This is a genomic window from Pantoea sp. Ap-870, assembly GCF_011752515.1.
GTDB classification, from domain to species: Bacteria; Pseudomonadota; Gammaproteobacteria; order Enterobacterales; family Enterobacteriaceae; genus Pantoea; species Pantoea dispersa.
Map to the genome: position 1 here is coordinate 73,280 of NZ_VWXG01000008.1, position 16,292 is coordinate 89,571.

Below are 16,292 nucleotides of genomic sequence, written 5' to 3' on the forward strand. Positions count from 1 at the left end.
AAACCATGCCAGATTCAATTATTTTGAGCAACTTTACGTAACTTTAATTTCATCAGGGCGCTGCGCCTTTTTCTTTTGCCTTTTCGCTATTCAATTTTTTGCTACAAATTTCGCGTCAGTCAGCCATTCTTTGCCATCACGTCAATGTGACGGCGGCATTTGCTTGTATCCTCACTGTGGTTAAGATAGAGCCGCGGCTGAAAAGGAAACGCCGTCACAGAACATTGGCATGACTTTCCTGTCCAATGGCAGGAGACTTTTACAGGATCAAGGCATGTTTAACCGGTTGAAAAAATCAGTGCTGGCGGCCCTTATTCCTGCGCTGCTGCTCACGCCTGCGGTCGGTGTCCGCGCCGATCTGAGCGACAATTTGCCCGACATGGGCACCACGGCAGGCTCCACGCTCTCCATTAATCAGGAGCTGCAGATTGGCGACTTCTACGTGCGCCAGCTGCGCGCCAGCGCGCCACTGATCAACGATCCGCTGCTTAATCAGTACATCAATGAACTCGGCCAGCGTCTGGTGGCACACGCCCATTCAGTGCGCACGCCGTTTCACTTTTTCCTGATTCAGAATGACGAGCTCAACGCTTTCGCCTTCTTTGGCGGCAATGTGGTGCTGCACTCGTCGCTGTTCCGCTATACCGATAACGAAAGCCAGCTGGCGTCGGTGATGGCGCACGAAATTTCGCACGTGACGCAGCGTCATCTGGCGCGCGCCATGGAAGAGCAGAAGCGCAGCGCCCCGCTCACCTGGGTCGGCGCGCTGGGTTCGATCCTGCTGGCGCTGGCCAGCCCGCAGGCCGGGATGGCGGCGCTGACCGGTACGCTGGCCGGTACGCAGCAGGGGATTATCAGCTTTACCCAGGGCAACGAGCAGGAAGCGGATCGCATCGGCATTCAGGTGCTGCAGCGCGCCGGTTTCGATCCGCAGGCGATGCCCGCATTTCTGCAAAAGCTGGCCGATCAAAGCCGCTTCTCGTCAAAACCACCGGAAATTCTGCTGACGCACCCGCTGCCCGATAGCCGCCTGGCCGACGCGCGCAACCGCGCCAACCAGATGCGCCCGGTGGTGGTGCAGTCGTCGCAGGATTTCTATATGGCGAAGGTGCGCGCGCTGGGTATGTACGCCACCGGCCGCAATCAGCTGACTGACGATTTGCTAAATGAGTACGCCAAAGGCAACACGCGGGAACAGCAGGCGGCGCAGTACGGCAAAGCGGTGCAGTTCCTGCAGGCAAAAGATTTTGCCAACGCGAAAAAGATCATCGCGCCGTTGCTGGCGAAGCAGCCGGATAACCTGTGGTTCCTTGATATCATGACCGATATCGACATCGGTCTGAACCAGCCGCAGCAGGCCATCAGCATGCTGAACGCCGCCCGCGGCAGCCAGACCAGTCCGGTGCTGCAGCTTAACCTGGCGAACGCCTACGTCGAGGCGAAGCAGCCGGCCAACGCCAGCCGCATCCTTAACCGCTATACCTTTGCGCACCCTGACGATCTCAATGCATGGGATTTACTGGCGCAGGCCTCAGCCGCGCAGGGGCTGCGCGATGAGGAGCTTTCGGCACGGGCGGAGAGTCTGGCGCTGAACGGCCAGCTCGATCAGGCCATCACCACCCTGAGCAGCGCCAGCGCCCAGGTGCCGCTCGGCAGCCTGAAGCAGGCGCGTTACGATGCGCGTATCGACCAGTTCCGCGAGTTACAGCGGCGTTTTAAGCAGTATGCAAAAGGGTAAATAGCCGGTTACGCGGGTGGATGGCCGGCAGGATTTCGGTGCGCATCAATGCGCACCCTACGGTCGTCAGATAAACCATTTCATCAATTCGCAGGGTACATATTGATGCGCATTAGCCGTTTTTTGTAGGGTGCGCATTCATGCGCACCAACTGTTATTCGTAGGGTGCGCATTGATGCGCACCAGCAGTTATTCGTAGAGTGCGCATTCATGCGCACCAGCAGTTATTCGTAGGGTGCGCATTCATGCGCACCTGGCAACAATGGATTACCCAGGATAAAAAAACATGGTCCGTATTTATCACAATCCGCGCTGCAGCAAGAGCCGCGAAACCCTCGCGCTACTGCAGCAACAGGGCATTGAACCGCAGGTGGTGCTGTATCTCGATACGCCGCCGGACATCGACACGCTGAAAACGCTGCTGCAACAGCTGGGCATGCACAGCGCGCGCGAGCTGATGCGCCGTGGCGAGGAAATCTATAAAACGCTGGGGTTGGCCAGTGACGATCTCAGCGAACAACAGCTGTTACAGGCGATGGTGGAGCATTCAAAACTGATCGAGCGGCCGATTGTGATTCAGGGCGACCGCGCCCGCATTGGTCGTCCGCCAGAAGCGGTGCTGGAGATACTCTAAAGCCCCAGCGCCTCTTTCACGAAGGGAATGGTCAGCTTGCGCTGTGCGCTGATCGAGGCGCGATCGAGACGATCAAGCGTGTCAAACAGCGTGCGCATTTCGCGGTCGAGGCGTTTCAGCAGGAAACGCCCAACGTCTTCCGGCAACTCAAAGCCGCGCAGGCCGGCACGCAGCTGCATCGCCTGCAGTTTGTCCTCGTCGGACAGCGGCTGTAAGCGGTAAATTTGTCCCCAGTCGAGACGTGACGCCAGATCCGGCAGGCCCAGATTGAGCTGACGCGGGGGGCGATCGCCGGTGATCAGCAGGCGGGTTTTGCCGGTTTCCAGAATGCGGTTATAGAGATCGAAGATCGCCATCTCCCACTCGGCTTCGCCGGCGATGCACTCAATATTATCAATGCACACCAGCGCCAGATTCTCCATGCCTTCCAGCACTTCCGGCACGAACCAGGTGCGCTTATCGAGCGGCACATAACCCACCGCTTCGCCGCGCGCGGACATTTCGGCGCAGGCAGCGTGCAGCAAATGGCTGCGGCCGCCGCCTTCGCGCGACCAGAAGTAGAGATAGCTGCCGTGCTGTTGCGCCAGCGCGCCCTGCAGCGCCGCCAGCAGTGACGGATTTTCCCCCGGCCAGAAACTGGCGAAGGTTTCATCATCGGGTAGATAGAGTGGCAGTGAAAGCTGTGCCGGCGTGTTCAGAAGTACCTCAACGGATGAGCGGGCAGAAAACCGGGCAAGTTTATCACGATCCTCCGCAGAGATGAACCGGGCTTCCCTGCCCGCAGGATCCTTTAGAGCTCGCGTTTTTCTTCCGCGTCCAGCACCACTTCTTCCGGACGTAACAGACTGATTACGCGGAAAATCAGCGCCAGGCCAACGCCGACGATGGTGGCCAGCGCCATGCCCTTCAGCTCGGCGGCGCCCACGTGCACTTTCGCGCCGCTGACGCCAATGATCAGGATCACCGAGGTGAGGATCAAATTCTGCGCTTTGTTGTAGTCAACTTTGGATTCAATCAGCACGCGAATACCGGAAGCGCCAATCACGCCATACAGCAGCAGCGACACCCCGCCCATCACCGGTACCGGGATCGCCTGAATCGCAGCCGCCAGTTTACCGACGCAGGAGAGCAGAATGGCGAAGATCGCCGCACCGCCGATCACCCAGGTGCTGTAAACGCGGGTGATCGCCATGACGCCAATGTTTTCACCGTAGGTGGTATTTGGCGTGGAACCAAAGAAGCCGGAGATCATGGTCGACAGGCCGTTGGCAAACATCGAGCGATGCAGGCCGGGATCGCGAATCAGATCCTTCTTCACGATGTTGGCGGTCACCACCAAATGGCCCACGTGCTCGGCAATTACCACCAGCGCTGCGGGCAGGATGGTCAGCATCGCGGCCCATTCAAAGCGCGGCGTATAGAAGGTCGGCAGCGCAAACCACGGCGCGTTTTCCACTGCGCTCCAGTCAACGATACCCATTGCCGACGACAGCGCGTAGCCGACCAGCACGCCAATCAGGATTGGGATAATGGCGAAGAAACCACGGAACAGCACCGAGCCAAACACCGTCACCGCCAGCGTCACCAGCGAAATAATGATGGTTTTACTGTCCGCTGTGGTGCCGTCAGCGGGCAGCAGCCCGGCCATATTCGCCGCCACGCCAGCCAGTTCGAGACCGATAACCGCCACGATGGCACCCATCGCCGCCGGTGGAAACATGACATCGAGCCAGCCGGTGCCGGCCTTCTTCACAATCAGCGCCACAATGCAGAACAGCGCGCCGCACAGGATAAAGCCGCCGAGCGCCACTTCATAACCGAGCGGCAGCAGCAGCAACACCGGCGAGATAAAGGCAAAGCTGGAGCCAAGATAGGCCGGGATTTTGCCTTTACAGATAAATAGATACAGCAGCGTGCCGACGCCGTTGAACAGCAGCACGGTCGCCGGGTTGATGTGGAACAGAATCGGCACCAGCACGGTAGCGCCGAACATGGCGAACAGGTGCTGCAGGCTGAGCGGAATGGTTTGCAACAGTGGCGGGCGTTCGCTAACGCCTATGGCTCTGCGAGTCATCATTTATCCCCTATACGTTTATTTTTATGCTCGTTCGTCAACGCCGCACCTTATCGTAGTGGCGCAATTGATTGCGCCTTGTCCGGATGGGCACCATAGCTTGCCCGGCATCAGCGCGATAAATCGCGCTGCTACAAAATGTGCATCCTGTCGATACGGTGTATGACTGAACGGTATTTTTGCCAAAAAAAAGCCGACTCTCTGGCCGGCTGGTTTATTTATTTGGTTCCGAAAATCTTGTCGCCGGCGTCGCCGAGGCCCGGGATAATGTACCCCTTCTCGTTCAGGCCCTGATCGATTGACGCGGTGTACAGCTCAACGTCCGGATGCGCTTTCTCCAGCGCGGCAATGCCTTCCGGCGCGGCCACCAGCACCAGCACTTTAATGCTGTTGCAGCCGGCTTTCTTCAGCAGATCGATGGTAGCGATCATCGAGCCGCCGGTTGCCAGCATCGGGTCAACCACCAGCGCCATACGCTCTTCGATGTTTGACACCAGCTTCTGGAAGTAAGGCACCGGCTCCAGCGTCTCTTCGTCACGGTAAACGCCCACCACGCTGATGCGCGCGCTCGGTACGTGTTCCAGCACACCTTCCATCATGCCAAGGCCAGCACGCAGAATCGGGACGACGGTAATTTTTTTGCCTTTGATTTGATCGACGTCGACCGGACCGTTCCAGCCTTCAATGGTCACGCGCTCGGTTTCGAGATCGGCGGTGGCTTCATAGGTCAGTAAGCTGCCCACTTCCGAAGCCAGCTCGCGGAAGCGCTTGGTGCTGATATCATGCTCACGCATCAGGCCCAGTTTATGTTTGACCAGCGGGTGTCTGACTTCCACGATCTTCATGATTATTCTCCCGGAATTGAGTTGAGCTAAAAAAAAATCGCCGGATTATACCGCCTTTTTACCGCCGCGCCACCGGTGATTGGTCAGGTAACGTGCACAAATCGCCTGAGAATAAGGATTAGCGAAAAATCAGCACGCTGCAAAGGTGCCCTGAGATGGGACTCGCAAACGTTTGCCTGCACTGGTAGAATTGCCGCGCTTAATTTTTGCCACCAACCGCAATCGCGTGGGGATTCCGCAGTGACCGACAAAACCTCTCTCAGCTACAAAGACGCCGGTGTTGATATTGATGCTGGTAACGATCTGGTTGACCGTATTAAAGGCGTAGTAAAGAAAACCCGCCGCCCGGAAGTGATGGGTGGACTGGGTGGCTTTGGCGCGCTGTGTGCGCTGCCGCAGAAATACCGCGAGCCGGTGCTGGTCTCCGGAACTGATGGCGTCGGCACCAAGCTGCGTCTGGCGATGGATCTCAAACGCCACGACAGCATCGGCATCGATCTGGTCGCGATGTGCGTGAACGATCTGGTGGTACAGGGCGCTGAGCCGCTGTTCTTCCTCGACTATTACGCCACCGGCAAGCTGGATGTGGATACCGCCTCCGCGGTGATCACCGGTATCGCCGAAGGCTGTCTGCAGTCGGGCTGTGCGCTGGTCGGCGGTGAAACCGCTGAGATGCCGGGCATGTATCACGGCGAAGATTACGACGTGGCCGGTTTCTGCGTCGGCGTGGTGGAAAAGTCTGAGATCATCGACGGCAGCAAAGTGCAGGATGGCGACGTGCTGATCGCGCTGGGCTCCAGCGGTCCGCACTCTAACGGCTACTCGCTGGTGCGTAAAATTCTTGAAGTCAGCCAGACCGATCCCACCACCAAACAGCTGGAAGGCAAACCGCTGGCCGATCACCTGCTGGCGCCGACCCGCATCTACGTGAAAAATATCCTCAGCCTGATTGAGCAGGTGGACGTGCATGCCATTGCTCACCTGACCGGCGGCGGCTTCTGGGAAAACATTCCGCGCGTCCTGCCGGATAACACCCAGGCGGTGATTGACGAGAAAAGCTGGCAGTGGCCGGCGGTATTCAGCTGGCTGCAGCAGGCCGGTAACGTCAGCCGTCACGAGATGTACCGCACCTTTAACTGCGGCGTGGGCATGGTGATTGCGCTGAGCCCGGCCGATGCCGACAAAGCGGTACAGCTGATGACCGCGGCTGGCGAGCAGGCGTGGAAAATTGGCGTGATTAACGCGTCAGATGCCGAAGAGCGTGTGGTTATTAACCCATGAAGAAACTGGTTGTACTGATCTCCGGCAACGGCAGCAATCTTCAGTCCATCCTCGACGCCTGCGAGAGCGGGCGTATCAACGGCAGCGTGGCTGCCGTTTTCAGTAATAAAGCCTCGGCCTATGGTCTGACGCGTGCGCAGCAGGCCAGCGTGCCTGCTCACGCGCTGTCCGCGCAGGATTTCCCCGATCGCGACGCCTTTGACCGCCAGCTGATGCAGCAGATCGACGCTTATGCGCCGGATCTGGTGGTGCTGGCCGGTTATATGCGCATTCTGAGCCCGGCGTTTGTCGCGCACTATCATGATCGTCTGCTGAATATTCATCCGTCGCTGCTGCCGAAATATCCCGGTTTGCATACGCATCGCCAGGCGCTGGCGAACGGGGATGCGGAACACGGTACGTCGGTGCATTTTGTGACTGACGAGCTGGACGGTGGACCGATCATTCTGCAGGCGCGCGTGCCGGTATTTGCTGACGATGACGAAGCTGAGATCAGCGCCCGCGTGCAGCATCAGGAGCACGCGATTTATCCGCTGGTGATCAGCTGGTTTGTCGAAGGACGCTTGCAGATGCGCGCGGGCAAAGCGTGGTTAGATGGCGAACCGCTGCCGCCGGAAGGTTATGCGCACGATTGATTGACCTTTACGCCGTGCGCTTGCAGGAATTGCGCAATAAATTGCGCCGCTACGGGGCTGTGCCGGGTTTATTACTGCATGATTTCTTTGCACATTTCGTAGCGGCGCGATTCTTCGCGCTAACCTAACAATACTTATCCAAACCGGCCGGTAATATAATCCTCGGTGCGCCGCGCCTGCGGTGCGGTGAAAATCCGGTCGGTTTCGTCAAACTCCACCAGCTGCCCGTTATGCATAAACGCGGTGTAATCGGATACGCGCGCGGCCTGCTGCATGTTGTGCGTCACCAGCACCAGCGTGAAATGCTGCTTCAGCGTGGTCATCAACTCTTCAATCACCAGCGTCGAGATCGGATCCAGCGCCGAGGTAGGTTCATCCAGCAGCAGCACTTCCGGCTCGATGGCGATGGCGCGCGCAATCACCAGACGCTGCTGCTGACCGCTCGACAGCGTCAGCGCATTCTGCCCCAGCTGATCTTTCACTTCGCCCCACAGCGCCGCCGCCCGCAGCGCGCGCTCGCAGGCCTCATTCAGCACGCGACGATCGCGCACGCCCTGCAAACGCAGACCGTAAACCACATTCTCATAGATCGACTTGGGGAACGGATTCGGGCGCTGGAACACCATGCCGATGCGTCGCCGCAGCGCCGGCAGGTCCTGGTTCGCCTGCATCACCGCGTGGCTATCAAGCAGAATCTCGCCTTCGATGCGGCAGCCATCAATGACGTCGTTCATGCGATTGAAGCAGCGCAGCAGCGTCGATTTACCGCAGCCGGAGGGCCCAATCAGCGCCGTGATGCGATGCTTCGGGATCTGCAGATCAATGTTATTCAGCGCCTGGCGTTCGCCGTACCACAGCGACAGCTGGTTAACGGTGAGCGCAATAGCGTAATCGGGCGTCATGTGTAAACCTTATTAGTGCGTCATAAGCCGGTAGCGCTCGCGCAGCCGATGGCGCAGCACCATCGCCAGCAGGTTAAGCGACAGAATGATCGCCACCAGCAGCAGTGCCGTGGCATACACCAGCGGTCGATCGGCGTCGATGTTCGGGCTCTGGAAAGCCAGATCGTAAATCTGAAAACCGAGATGCATAAATTTACGGTCAAGATGCAGGTAAGGAAACACCGCATCGACCGGCAGCTCAGGCACCATTTTGACCACGCCCACCAGCATCAGCGGTGCAGTTTCGCCGGCGGCGCGCGCCACCGCCAGAATCAGGCCGGTGAGCATTGCCGGTACCGCCAGCGGCAGCACCACGCGCCACAGGGTTTCTGCCTGGGTTGCGCCCAGCGCCAGCGAGCCCTGACGCAGATTGTCCGGAATACGCGACAGCCCCTCTTCAGTGGCGACGATCACCACCGGCAGCGTCAGCAGCGCCAGCGTCAGCGCCGCCCACAGCAGGCCAGGCGTGCCGAAGGTAGGATTGGGCAGCGAGCGGGAGAAGAACAGCTGATCGAGGGTGCCGCCAATCAGCCAGACAAAAAAGCCGAGGCCAAACACGCCATACACAATCGACGGCACGCCAGCCAGATTCACCACCGCAATGCGCACCAGCCGGGTGAGCGCGTTGCGCCCGGCGTATTCGTGCAGCCAGACGGCGGCCACCACGCCCAGCGGCATGACAATCACCGACATCAGCAGCACCATCAGCACAGTGCCAAAAATCGCCGGCAGCGCGCCATTTTCACTGCCACCCGAGGTGGGCGAGTCACTGACAAACTGCCAGATCTGACTGAGGAAATGCCCGATTTTCTGCCCGAGGCTCAGGCTGTTTGGATACCAGGCGGCCACCACCTGCGCCAGCGGAATCAGATGATCGTCGCCCTGCACGTCGCGCAGCACCAGCGTATCGCGCTGGCTTTCATGCTGCAGATGCGCCAGCTGCTGCGCCAGCGCGCCGAAGCGTTTATGCAGCGCTGCGCTGTTGGCATCCAGTTCTGACTGATCCTGCAGGCTGAAGTGACCACCGCGCCGCTGCTCGTCAGCCTGCTGTTGCAGACTCTCCAGCTGCGCGTTAAGGCGCGCCATCTCGATACGCCGGATGTTGCTCGCCTGGCGCAGCTGCTCATGCACCTGCTTCAGCCGCTGCTGCAGCAGTGCATCGCGGTCGCGCGCGGTCAGCACCTCGTTGTCCTCACGCAGCTCCACCAGCCAGCCGTAGGCATTGCCGCCACTGCGTCGCTGTAGCACCAGCACTTCTGCCGGGCGTCGGGTTTGCGCTTCGCCCTGACTGACGATGACGCGGAAATCCGGCGCGGCAAAATCGCGGTTACCGGTTTTCACTACGTAGCGCCAGCGATCGCCCTGCTGCTGGCGATCCAGCGTTTCACCCAGCACCATCAGCGGAGCCCCCTGCGGCGGCTGGAACTGATACTGATCGACCGGCTGCGGCCAGAACGCCCTGACGCCCTGCCAGCCCAGCAGGCCGATTAATAAGGTAAATGCCAGCAGGCAGACGGCGACCGCACCGGCAGTCAGCCAGCGCCAGTGATCGTTTTGACGCAGCGCGCTCATGCCTGCCCCTCATGCTGACTGTAGCGCTGGCGCAGCCGCTGACGAATCAGTTCCGCCACGGTGTTGATCGCCAGCGTGAATATCAGCAGCAGCAACGCACTGAGAAACAGGATGCGATAATGGGCGCTGCCCGCCGCGGCTTCCGGCATTTCAATGGCGATATTGGCCGACAGCGCGCGCAGCCCGGCAAACAGTCCGCCTTCGCTCACCGGCGTGTTGCCGGTGGCCATCAGTACGATCATGGTTTCGCCCACCGCACGGCCAAAGCCGATCATCAATGCAGCAAAAATACCTGCCGACGCGCCCGGCAGCACCACGCGCGTCAGGGTTTGCCACGGTGTCGCGCCCAGCGCCAGCGAGCCCTGCCCCAGTGCCACCGGCACGCTAAACAGCGCATCTTCCGCCAGGGTAAAGATCAGCGGCACCAGCGCAAAGCCCATCGCCAGCGCCGCCACCAGCAGGTTACGCTGCTCATAGTGCGCCAGCTGTTCGCCCATCTGCGGCCACCACAGTGTCGGCAGCCACAGCGTCAGTAACGTCACCAGTAACAGCAGCGGCATCAGCAGCAGCACTTCAAAACCGGGCCGCCGCCAGCGCGCCGGCAAACGCGGACTGAGCACGCCGCACACCAGCAGCGTAGCGGCCAGCACCAGCGGCAGCAGCATCACGCCGGGCAGCGCGCGACTGATGTGCGGCGCCAGCCACACGCCAGCGATCAGGCCAATCACCACGCTCGGCAGCGCGCCCATCATTTCAATGCCCGGCTTGACCCAGCGGCGCAGGCCCGGCGACATAAACCATGCGGTATACATCGCCGCCGCCAGCGCCAGCGGCGTGGCAAACAGCAGCGCCAGCGACGCCGCTTTCAGCGTGCCGATCACCAGCGGCATCAGGCTGAATTTGGCCTGATAGCTGTCGCCAGCGGCGGTGGACTGCCATACCCAGTCCGGCTGCGGATAGTTTTCATACCAGATTTTCTGCCACAGATTGCGCCAGCTGAAATCGGGCCACGGATTATCCAGCGCGAACTGCTGCCACTGTCCGGCACGTTCGACGATCAGGCTATCGCCGTGCGGAGACAACGCCAGCGCGCTGATGTCCGCGGCCAGCTGGCGCGTGACAATCGGGCCCGCCTGCTTGCTGGCGAACAGGCGCACCACGCCCTGCGCGTCAAAGCTGGCAAAAACGCGCCGCTGGGCCTCAGGCACGATGCCGAGCGCACCCGCGCTGTGCGTGAAGGTGTGAATCTGCTGCAGCCTTGGCCCGTGGTCGCCGGTGATGGCAAACCATTGCTGAATGCCACGCGCATCCTGAATCAGTAAGCTGCGCCCGCCCGCCAGCAGTTGCAGGCTGCGCGGTTGCTGAGTCAGCGTCTGGGTTTCCCGCAGCTGCGCGCCCTGCGACGTAATCTGCCACACCCGCAATAGCCGTCCGGTACTGGTGTACAGCAGCGTGCCGTCCGGCGACAACCGCATCAGGTCGGCCTGCTCACCGGGCAATACAATCTGGTCGACGCGTTTCTGGCCGGCAAAGGTCAGCAGGCTGATACCGGCCGGCGTTTGCGCGGCGATGCGCCACTGGTGATCGCCCGGCACTGCCAGCGCCATCTGGCTGACCGCGCCCTGCGGCAGATGCAGCGGCCGATCGCCCAGCGGGAAATACCATTCACCGTGCTGGCCGTGGATGAGCGGTTGCATCAGCAACAGATCGCCCTGCATATTGAGCAATACGCTGTTGCCGTCGCTGCTGGTCACTGCCGCCTGCGGCTGGCCGTTCAGCGCCAGCGCGTCGCCTGCTGGCTGGCCGTCGAGCGGAATAAAGCGCGCTTCGTTGCGGCTGATGCGCCAGCCGAGCTGGCCTTCACTGCCCAGCGCCAGCGCCGGGGCTTTGTCCCACAGCTGCTGACTGAGCGTCGGCTGCATGCCCGGCGCGCTGAACAGCGGCATCACCACCCAGATCAGCCAGAAGAACAGCAGCAGCATCAGCAGTAAAATTCCCACACCGCAGGCCGTGACGATGCGGCGCACGAACTGATCGATGGCGCGTCGACGACGGTCACTAAAGTGGACAGGAATACGATTTATGCTCATGCAGGCCAGAGTTACCCTTGAAGTTATGCCGCTATGTTGCCCGTAGCTGATTGATAAGACAACTGTTGAGGTTGGACAAGGCTGCCATACTCTCGCCATAATGGTGGAGGACACTGAGCGGAACCGCAATTTTGCGTTTATTCCGCCGGACATTCCGTCCAGCAACAGCATCACGGAGTCAGAATGGGTCAGGAAAAGCTGTATATAGAAAAAGAACTAAGCTGGTTAACCTTTAACGAACGCGTGCTGCAGGAAGCCGCTGATAAAAGCAATCCGCTCATTGAGCGCATGCGTTTTCTCGGCATCTATTCCAATAACCTGGAAGAGTTTTATAAAGTGCGCTTTGCCGATCTCAAGCGCCGCATTCTGATTGGCGAAGAACAGGGGACGCCCACCACCCTGCGCCATTTGCTGAAAAAGATTCAGCTGCGGGTACAGAAATCGGATCAGGAGTTCGATGCGCTGTATAATGACCTGCTGCTGGAGATGGCGCGCAACCAGATTTTCCTGATCAACGAGCGCCAGCTGTCACCCAATCAGCAGGAGTGGCTACGCTACTACTTTAAGCATCAGCTGCGCCAGCACGTCACGCCCATTCTGATCAACCACGACACCGACCTGATTGAGTTCCTGAAAGACGACTACACCTATCTGGCGGTTGAGATTATCCGCGGCGAAGAAATCCGTTACGCCCTGCTGGAGATCCCGTCCGATAAAGTGCCGCGCTTTGTGAATCTGCCGGCAGAATCGCCGCGCCGTCGCAAGCCCATGATTCTGCTGGATAACATTCTGCGCTACTGCCTTGATGAGATTTTTAAAGGCTTCTTTGATTACGACGCGCTGAACGCCTACTCAATGAAAATGACGCGCGACGCCGAGTACGACCTGGTCACGGAGATGGAATCCAGCCTGCTGGAGCTGATGTCCTCCAGCCTGAAACAGCGCCTGACCGCTGAGCCGGTGCGCTTTGTCTATCAGCGCGATATGCCCGATGCGATGGTGGAAATGCTGCGCCATAAGCTGTCGATCTCCAGCTACGACTCGATTGTGCCGGGCGGCCGTTATCATAACTTCAAAGATTTCATCGGCTTCCCGAACGTGGGCAAAGCCAATCTGGAAAATCGTCCGCTGCCGCAGATTCGTCATATCGGTTTTGATGGCTTCCGCAACGGCTTTGATGCCATCCGCAACCGCGATGTGCTGCTTTACTATCCGTACCACACCTTTGAACACGTGCTGGAGCTGCTGCGTCAGGCGTCGTTTGACCCGAACGTGCTGGCCATCAAGATCAACATTTACCGCGTGGCCAAGAATTCGCGCATTATGGATGCGATGATCCACGCCGCCTACAACGGTAAAAAGGTCACGGTGGTGGTCGAGCTGCAGGCGCGCTTTGATGAAGAAGCCAACATTCGCTGGGCGAAGCGGCTGACCGAAGCGGGCGTGCATGTGATCTTCTCGGCGCCCGGCCTGAAGATTCACGCCAAGCTGTTCCTGATCTCCCGCCGCGAGGGCGAAGAAGTGGTGCGTTACGCCCACATTGGTACCGGCAACTTCAACGAAAAAACCGCGCGTATTTACACCGACTATTCGCTGCTGACCGCCGATGCGCGCATCACCAACGAAGTCCGGCGCGTATTTAACTTTATCGAAAACCCGTATCGCCCGGTAACGTTCGAACACCTGATGGTGTCGCCGCAAAACTCGCGCGCCATGCTGTATCAGCTGATTGATAACGAGATTGCCAACGCGCAGCAGGGCAATCCTTCCGGCATTACGCTGAAAATCAACAACCTGGTGGACAATGGTCTGGTGGATCGGCTGTATGCCGCCTCATCGGCCGGCGTGAAAATCAACCTGCTGGTGCGCGGCATGTGCTCGCTGATCCCCGATTTGCCGGGCATCAGTGAAAATATTCGCATCACCAGTATCGTTGACCGCTACCTTGAGCACGACCGCGTCTATATTTTTGAAAGCGGCGGCGATAAAAAAGTATTCCTGTCGTCGGCGGACTGGATGACGCGCAACATCGATTATCGTATCGAAGTGGCGGTGTCGGTGCTCGATCCGCGCCTGAAACAGCGCATACTGGATATCATTGCCATTCTGTTAAGTGATACGGTAAAAGCCCGCATCGTAGACAAAGAATTGAGTAACCGTTATGTTCCGCGCGGCAATCGCAAGAAGGTGCGCTCGCAGCTGGCGATTTACGATTACATCAAGAAACTGGAACAACCCGAATAACGCCTATGCCAATCTCCCATAAAAGTACGCCGAAACCGCAGGAATTCGCCGCCATCGATCTCGGCTCGAACAGCTTCCACATGGTGATTGCCCGTGTGGTGGATGGCGCCATGCAGGTGCTGGGACGCCTGAAACAGCGCGTGCACCTCGCCGACGGGCTGGATGCGCAAAATCGCCTGAGCGAAGAAGCGATGGAGCGCGGCCTGAGCTGCCTGGCGCTGTTTGCCGAGCGCCTGCAGGGGTTCAGCGCCGCCAACGTCACCATCGTCGGTACGCACACGCTGCGCATCGCATCCAACGCGGAAGAGTTTCTGCAGCGCGCCGCGGAGGTCATCCCTTATCCGATCGAGGTGATTTCCGGCAATGAAGAGGCGCGCCTGATCTTTATGGGCGTTGAGCACACGCAGCCGGAGAAAGGCCGCAAGCTGGTGATTGATATCGGCGGCGGTTCAACCGAGCTGGTGATCGGCGAAGATTTTGAGCCGCAGCTGGTGGAGAGTCGCCGCATGGGCTGCGTCAGCTTCGCCAACCTCTACTTCCCGAAAGGCGAGATTAGCCAGGAGAATTTCCGCCGCGCCCGGCTGGCCGCCGCGCAAAAGCTGGAAACGCTGGCGTGGCAATACCGTCTGCAGGGCTGGCAGTATGCGCTGGGCGCGTCCGGCAGTATCAAAGCGGCCTGTGAGGTGCTGCTGGCGATGGGCGAGAAAGAGAAGCGCGTGACGCCGGAAAACCTCGACATGCTGGTGAGCGAAGTGCTGAAGCACAAATCCTTTGCTGCCCTGAGCCTGCCGGGGCTGTCGGATGAGCGCAAGGCGGTGTTTGTGCCGGGGCTGGCGATTCTGTGTGGCGTGTTTGACGCGCTGGCCATTCGCGAGCTGCGCCTATCGGATGGCGCGCTGCGTGAAGGCGTGCTGTATGAGATGGAGGGCCGCTTCCGCCATCAGGATATCCGCAGCCGTACCGCGCAGAGCCTGGCAAATCATTATGCCATCGACAGCGACCAGGCACGCCGCGTGCTGGAAACCACCGAACAGCTGTACAGCCAGTGGCTGGAGCAGAATCCGAAGCTGGCCAATCCCCAGCTGACGGCGCTGATGAAGTGGGCAGCGCTGCTGCATGAAGTCGGGCTGACCATCAACCACAGCGGTATGCAGCGCCATTCGGCCTACATCCTGCAGAACTCCAATATGCCGGGCTTTAATCAGGATCAACAGATGCTGCTGGCCACGCTGGTACGCTTCCACCGTAAAGCGGTGAAGCAGGATGAGATGCCGCGTTTCACCTTGTTTAAAAAGAAACAGTTCCTGCCGATGATCTTCCTGCTGCGGCTCGGCACCCTGCTGAACAATCAGCGTCAGGCCACCACGCGCCCCGACACGCTGAAGCTGAGCACCGACGATGGTCACTGGACGCTGACCTTCCCGGCCGGTTTCCTCAGTCAGAACACGCTGGTTCAGCTGGATCTGGAGCGGGAGCAGGCTTACTGGAATGACGTCACCGGCTGGAAATTGATGCTGGAAGAGGAGTAACGCGGGCTTCAGGCCCGCAATAGCACTATGACAACACGCCCCGATAACTATTTTGCGGAGAAATACGGCCTGACGCCGCCCCACTCCGAAGTGCTGGCCGCGCTGCCAAAACTGGAAGTGGGTAATGCGCTGGACCTCGGCTGCGGCCAGGGCCGCAACAGCCTGCTGCTTAATCAGCACGGTTTTACTGTTACCGCCTGGGACAACAATCCGCAGAGTCTGGAACGCCTTAACAGCATCATCGCGGAAGAGCAACTGCAGCAGATACATACCGAACAGTGCGACCTGAATCAGGTGCGCTTCAACGGTGATTATCAGTTTGTGTTTTCTACCGTGGTGATGATGTTCCTGCAGCCGGCGACCATCCCGCAGCTGATCGCCGATATGCAGGCCAGCACGCGCAAGTACGGTTACAACCTGATTGTGGCGGCGATGAGCACCGACGATTATCCCAACACGCAAAACTTCCCGTTTACCTTTAAATCGGGCGAGCTGAGCCATTATTACCGTAACTGGCACATCGTGAAGTACAACGAAGAGGTCGGTGAACTGCATCGCCGCGATGAACACGGCCAGCGCATTAAGTATCGCTTCGCTACCCTGCTGGCGCAGAAAGCCAGCTACTGATGTCTGGCAACAAGATGGTCCGGTCGCCATCAATGGCGACCCTACAACGGATTAGTGCGGTTGGTGAAAGTATGCGAGTTTC

The 16,292-nt window shown here is 59.2% G+C and carries 13 protein-coding genes; 7 read left to right on the top strand and 6 right to left on the bottom strand.

Features of this window, described 5'->3' with window-relative positions:
* Window positions 1-274: 274 nt before the first annotated feature.
* Both F3J41_RS18175 and arsC read left to right on the top strand, forming a co-directional pair.
* A complete protein-coding gene (locus F3J41_RS18175; RefSeq protein ID WP_021506592.1) occupies window positions 275-1,738 on the top strand; it encodes a M48 family metallopeptidase in 1,464 nt (487 codons plus the stop codon).
* 286 nt (window positions 1,739-2,024) lie between these two features.
* Window positions 2,025-2,372: an arsenate reductase (glutaredoxin) gene (arsC, locus tag F3J41_RS18180; protein ID WP_166711977.1), complete on the top strand. Its 348-nt coding sequence runs from the start codon at window positions 2,025-2,027 to the stop codon at window positions 2,370-2,372.
* Here the strand turns inward: arsC and hda are convergent.
* From hda to upp, 3 genes are all read right to left on the bottom strand, one after another.
* Window positions 2,369-3,070, bottom strand: a complete 702-nt coding sequence (gene hda, locus F3J41_RS18185; protein WP_031279417.1) for a DnaA inactivator Hda — start codon at window positions 3,068-3,070, stop codon at window positions 2,369-2,371. The genes arsC and hda overlap by 4 nt on opposite strands.
* Before the next feature lie 92 nt (window positions 3,071-3,162).
* Window positions 3,163-4,446 carry a uracil permease gene (uraA, locus tag F3J41_RS18190; protein ID WP_031279414.1) on the bottom strand — a complete coding sequence of 428 codons (1,284 nt, stop codon included), beginning with the start codon at window positions 4,444-4,446 and terminating at the stop codon, window positions 3,163-3,165.
* Between the two features lie 218 nt (window positions 4,447-4,664).
* On the bottom strand, window positions 4,665-5,291 hold the full coding sequence (gene upp, locus F3J41_RS18195; RefSeq protein WP_010617600.1) for a uracil phosphoribosyltransferase: 627 nt from the start codon (window positions 5,289-5,291) through the stop codon (window positions 4,665-4,667).
* Between the two features lie 240 nt (window positions 5,292-5,531).
* On the opposite strand from upp, the gene purM reads away from it, so the two are divergent.
* Window positions 5,532-6,572, top strand: coding sequence for a phosphoribosylformylglycinamidine cyclo-ligase (gene purM, locus F3J41_RS18200; RefSeq protein ID WP_021506588.1), 1,041 nt, complete (start codon window positions 5,532-5,534; stop codon window positions 6,570-6,572).
* The gene (purN, locus tag F3J41_RS18205; protein ID WP_104094091.1) at window positions 6,569-7,207 is read left to right on the top strand and encodes a phosphoribosylglycinamide formyltransferase; all 639 of its coding nucleotides are present in this window, start codon (window positions 6,569-6,571) and stop codon (window positions 7,205-7,207) included. The genes purM and purN overlap by 4 nt, the downstream gene beginning before the upstream one ends.
* A gap of 134 nt (window positions 7,208-7,341) precedes the next feature.
* Here the strand turns inward: purN and pstB are convergent, their stop codons facing one another.
* The 3 genes from pstB to F3J41_RS18220 are packed head-to-tail and all read right to left on the bottom strand — an operon-like array spanning window position 7,342 to window position 11,810.
* Window positions 7,342-8,109 (bottom strand): phosphate ABC transporter ATP-binding protein PstB, encoded by a 768-nt coding sequence (gene pstB / locus F3J41_RS18210; RefSeq protein ID WP_021506586.1) that lies wholly within the window; start codon window positions 8,107-8,109, stop codon window positions 7,342-7,344.
* Window positions 8,110-8,121: 12 nt separating this feature from the next.
* Window positions 8,122-9,720 (bottom strand): phosphate ABC transporter permease PstA, encoded by a 1,599-nt coding sequence (gene pstA, locus F3J41_RS18215; RefSeq protein ID WP_166711979.1) that lies wholly within the window; start codon window positions 9,718-9,720, stop codon window positions 8,122-8,124.
* A complete protein-coding gene (locus tag F3J41_RS18220) occupies window positions 9,717-11,810 on the bottom strand; it encodes an ABC transporter permease subunit (protein WP_166711981.1) in 2,094 nt (697 codons plus the stop codon). Before F3J41_RS18220 ends, pstA begins: the two co-directional genes overlap by 4 nt.
* Window positions 11,811-11,993: 183 nt before the next feature.
* On the opposite strand from F3J41_RS18220, the gene ppk1 reads away from it, so the two are divergent.
* The 3 genes from ppk1 to tehB are packed head-to-tail and all read left to right on the top strand — an operon-like array spanning window position 11,994 to window position 16,210.
* Window positions 11,994-14,054 (top strand): polyphosphate kinase 1, encoded by a 2,061-nt coding sequence (gene ppk1 / locus F3J41_RS18225; RefSeq protein WP_021506583.1) that lies wholly within the window; start codon window positions 11,994-11,996, stop codon window positions 14,052-14,054.
* 5 nt (window positions 14,055-14,059) lie between these two features.
* A complete protein-coding gene (gene ppx, locus F3J41_RS18230) occupies window positions 14,060-15,583 on the top strand; it encodes an exopolyphosphatase (protein WP_021506582.1) in 1,524 nt (507 codons plus the stop codon).
* A 27-nt stretch (window positions 15,584-15,610) separates the two neighbouring features.
* Complete coding sequence (gene tehB, locus F3J41_RS18235; protein ID WP_132464747.1) at window positions 15,611-16,210, top strand: tellurite resistance methyltransferase TehB; 600 nt, start codon at window positions 15,611-15,613, stop codon at window positions 16,208-16,210.
* Window positions 16,211-16,292: the final 82 nt, after the last annotated feature.

Excerpts from the sequence above, each read along its gene's own strand:
- pstB (WP_021506586.1), bottom strand. The coding sequence starts at position 8,109 with ATGACGCCCGATTACGCTATTGCGCTCACCGTTAACCAGCTGTCGCTG.
- ppk1 (WP_021506583.1), top strand. The coding sequence starts at position 11,994 with ATGGGTCAGGAAAAGCTGTATATAGAAAAAGAACTAAGCTGGTTAACC.
- ppx (WP_021506582.1), top strand. The coding sequence starts at position 14,060 with ATGCCAATCTCCCATAAAAGTACGCCGAAACCGCAGGAATTCGCCGCC.
- upp (WP_010617600.1), bottom strand. The coding sequence starts at position 5,291 with ATGAAGATCGTGGAAGTCAGACACCCGCTGGTCAAACATAAACTGGGC.
- pstA (WP_166711979.1), bottom strand. The coding sequence starts at position 9,720 with ATGAGCGCGCTGCGTCAAAACGATCACTGGCGCTGGCTGACTGCCGGT.
- arsC (WP_166711977.1), top strand. The coding sequence starts at position 2,025 with ATGGTCCGTATTTATCACAATCCGCGCTGCAGCAAGAGCCGCGAAACC.
- F3J41_RS18220 (WP_166711981.1), bottom strand. The coding sequence starts at position 11,810 with ATGAGCATAAATCGTATTCCTGTCCACTTTAGTGACCGTCGTCGACGC.
- F3J41_RS18175 (WP_021506592.1), top strand. The coding sequence starts at position 275 with ATGTTTAACCGGTTGAAAAAATCAGTGCTGGCGGCCCTTATTCCTGCG.
- uraA (WP_031279414.1), bottom strand. The coding sequence starts at position 4,446 with ATGACTCGCAGAGCCATAGGCGTTAGCGAACGCCCGCCACTGTTGCAA.
- purN (WP_104094091.1), top strand. The coding sequence starts at position 6,569 with ATGAAGAAACTGGTTGTACTGATCTCCGGCAACGGCAGCAATCTTCAG.
- tehB (WP_132464747.1), top strand. The coding sequence starts at position 15,611 with ATGACAACACGCCCCGATAACTATTTTGCGGAGAAATACGGCCTGACG.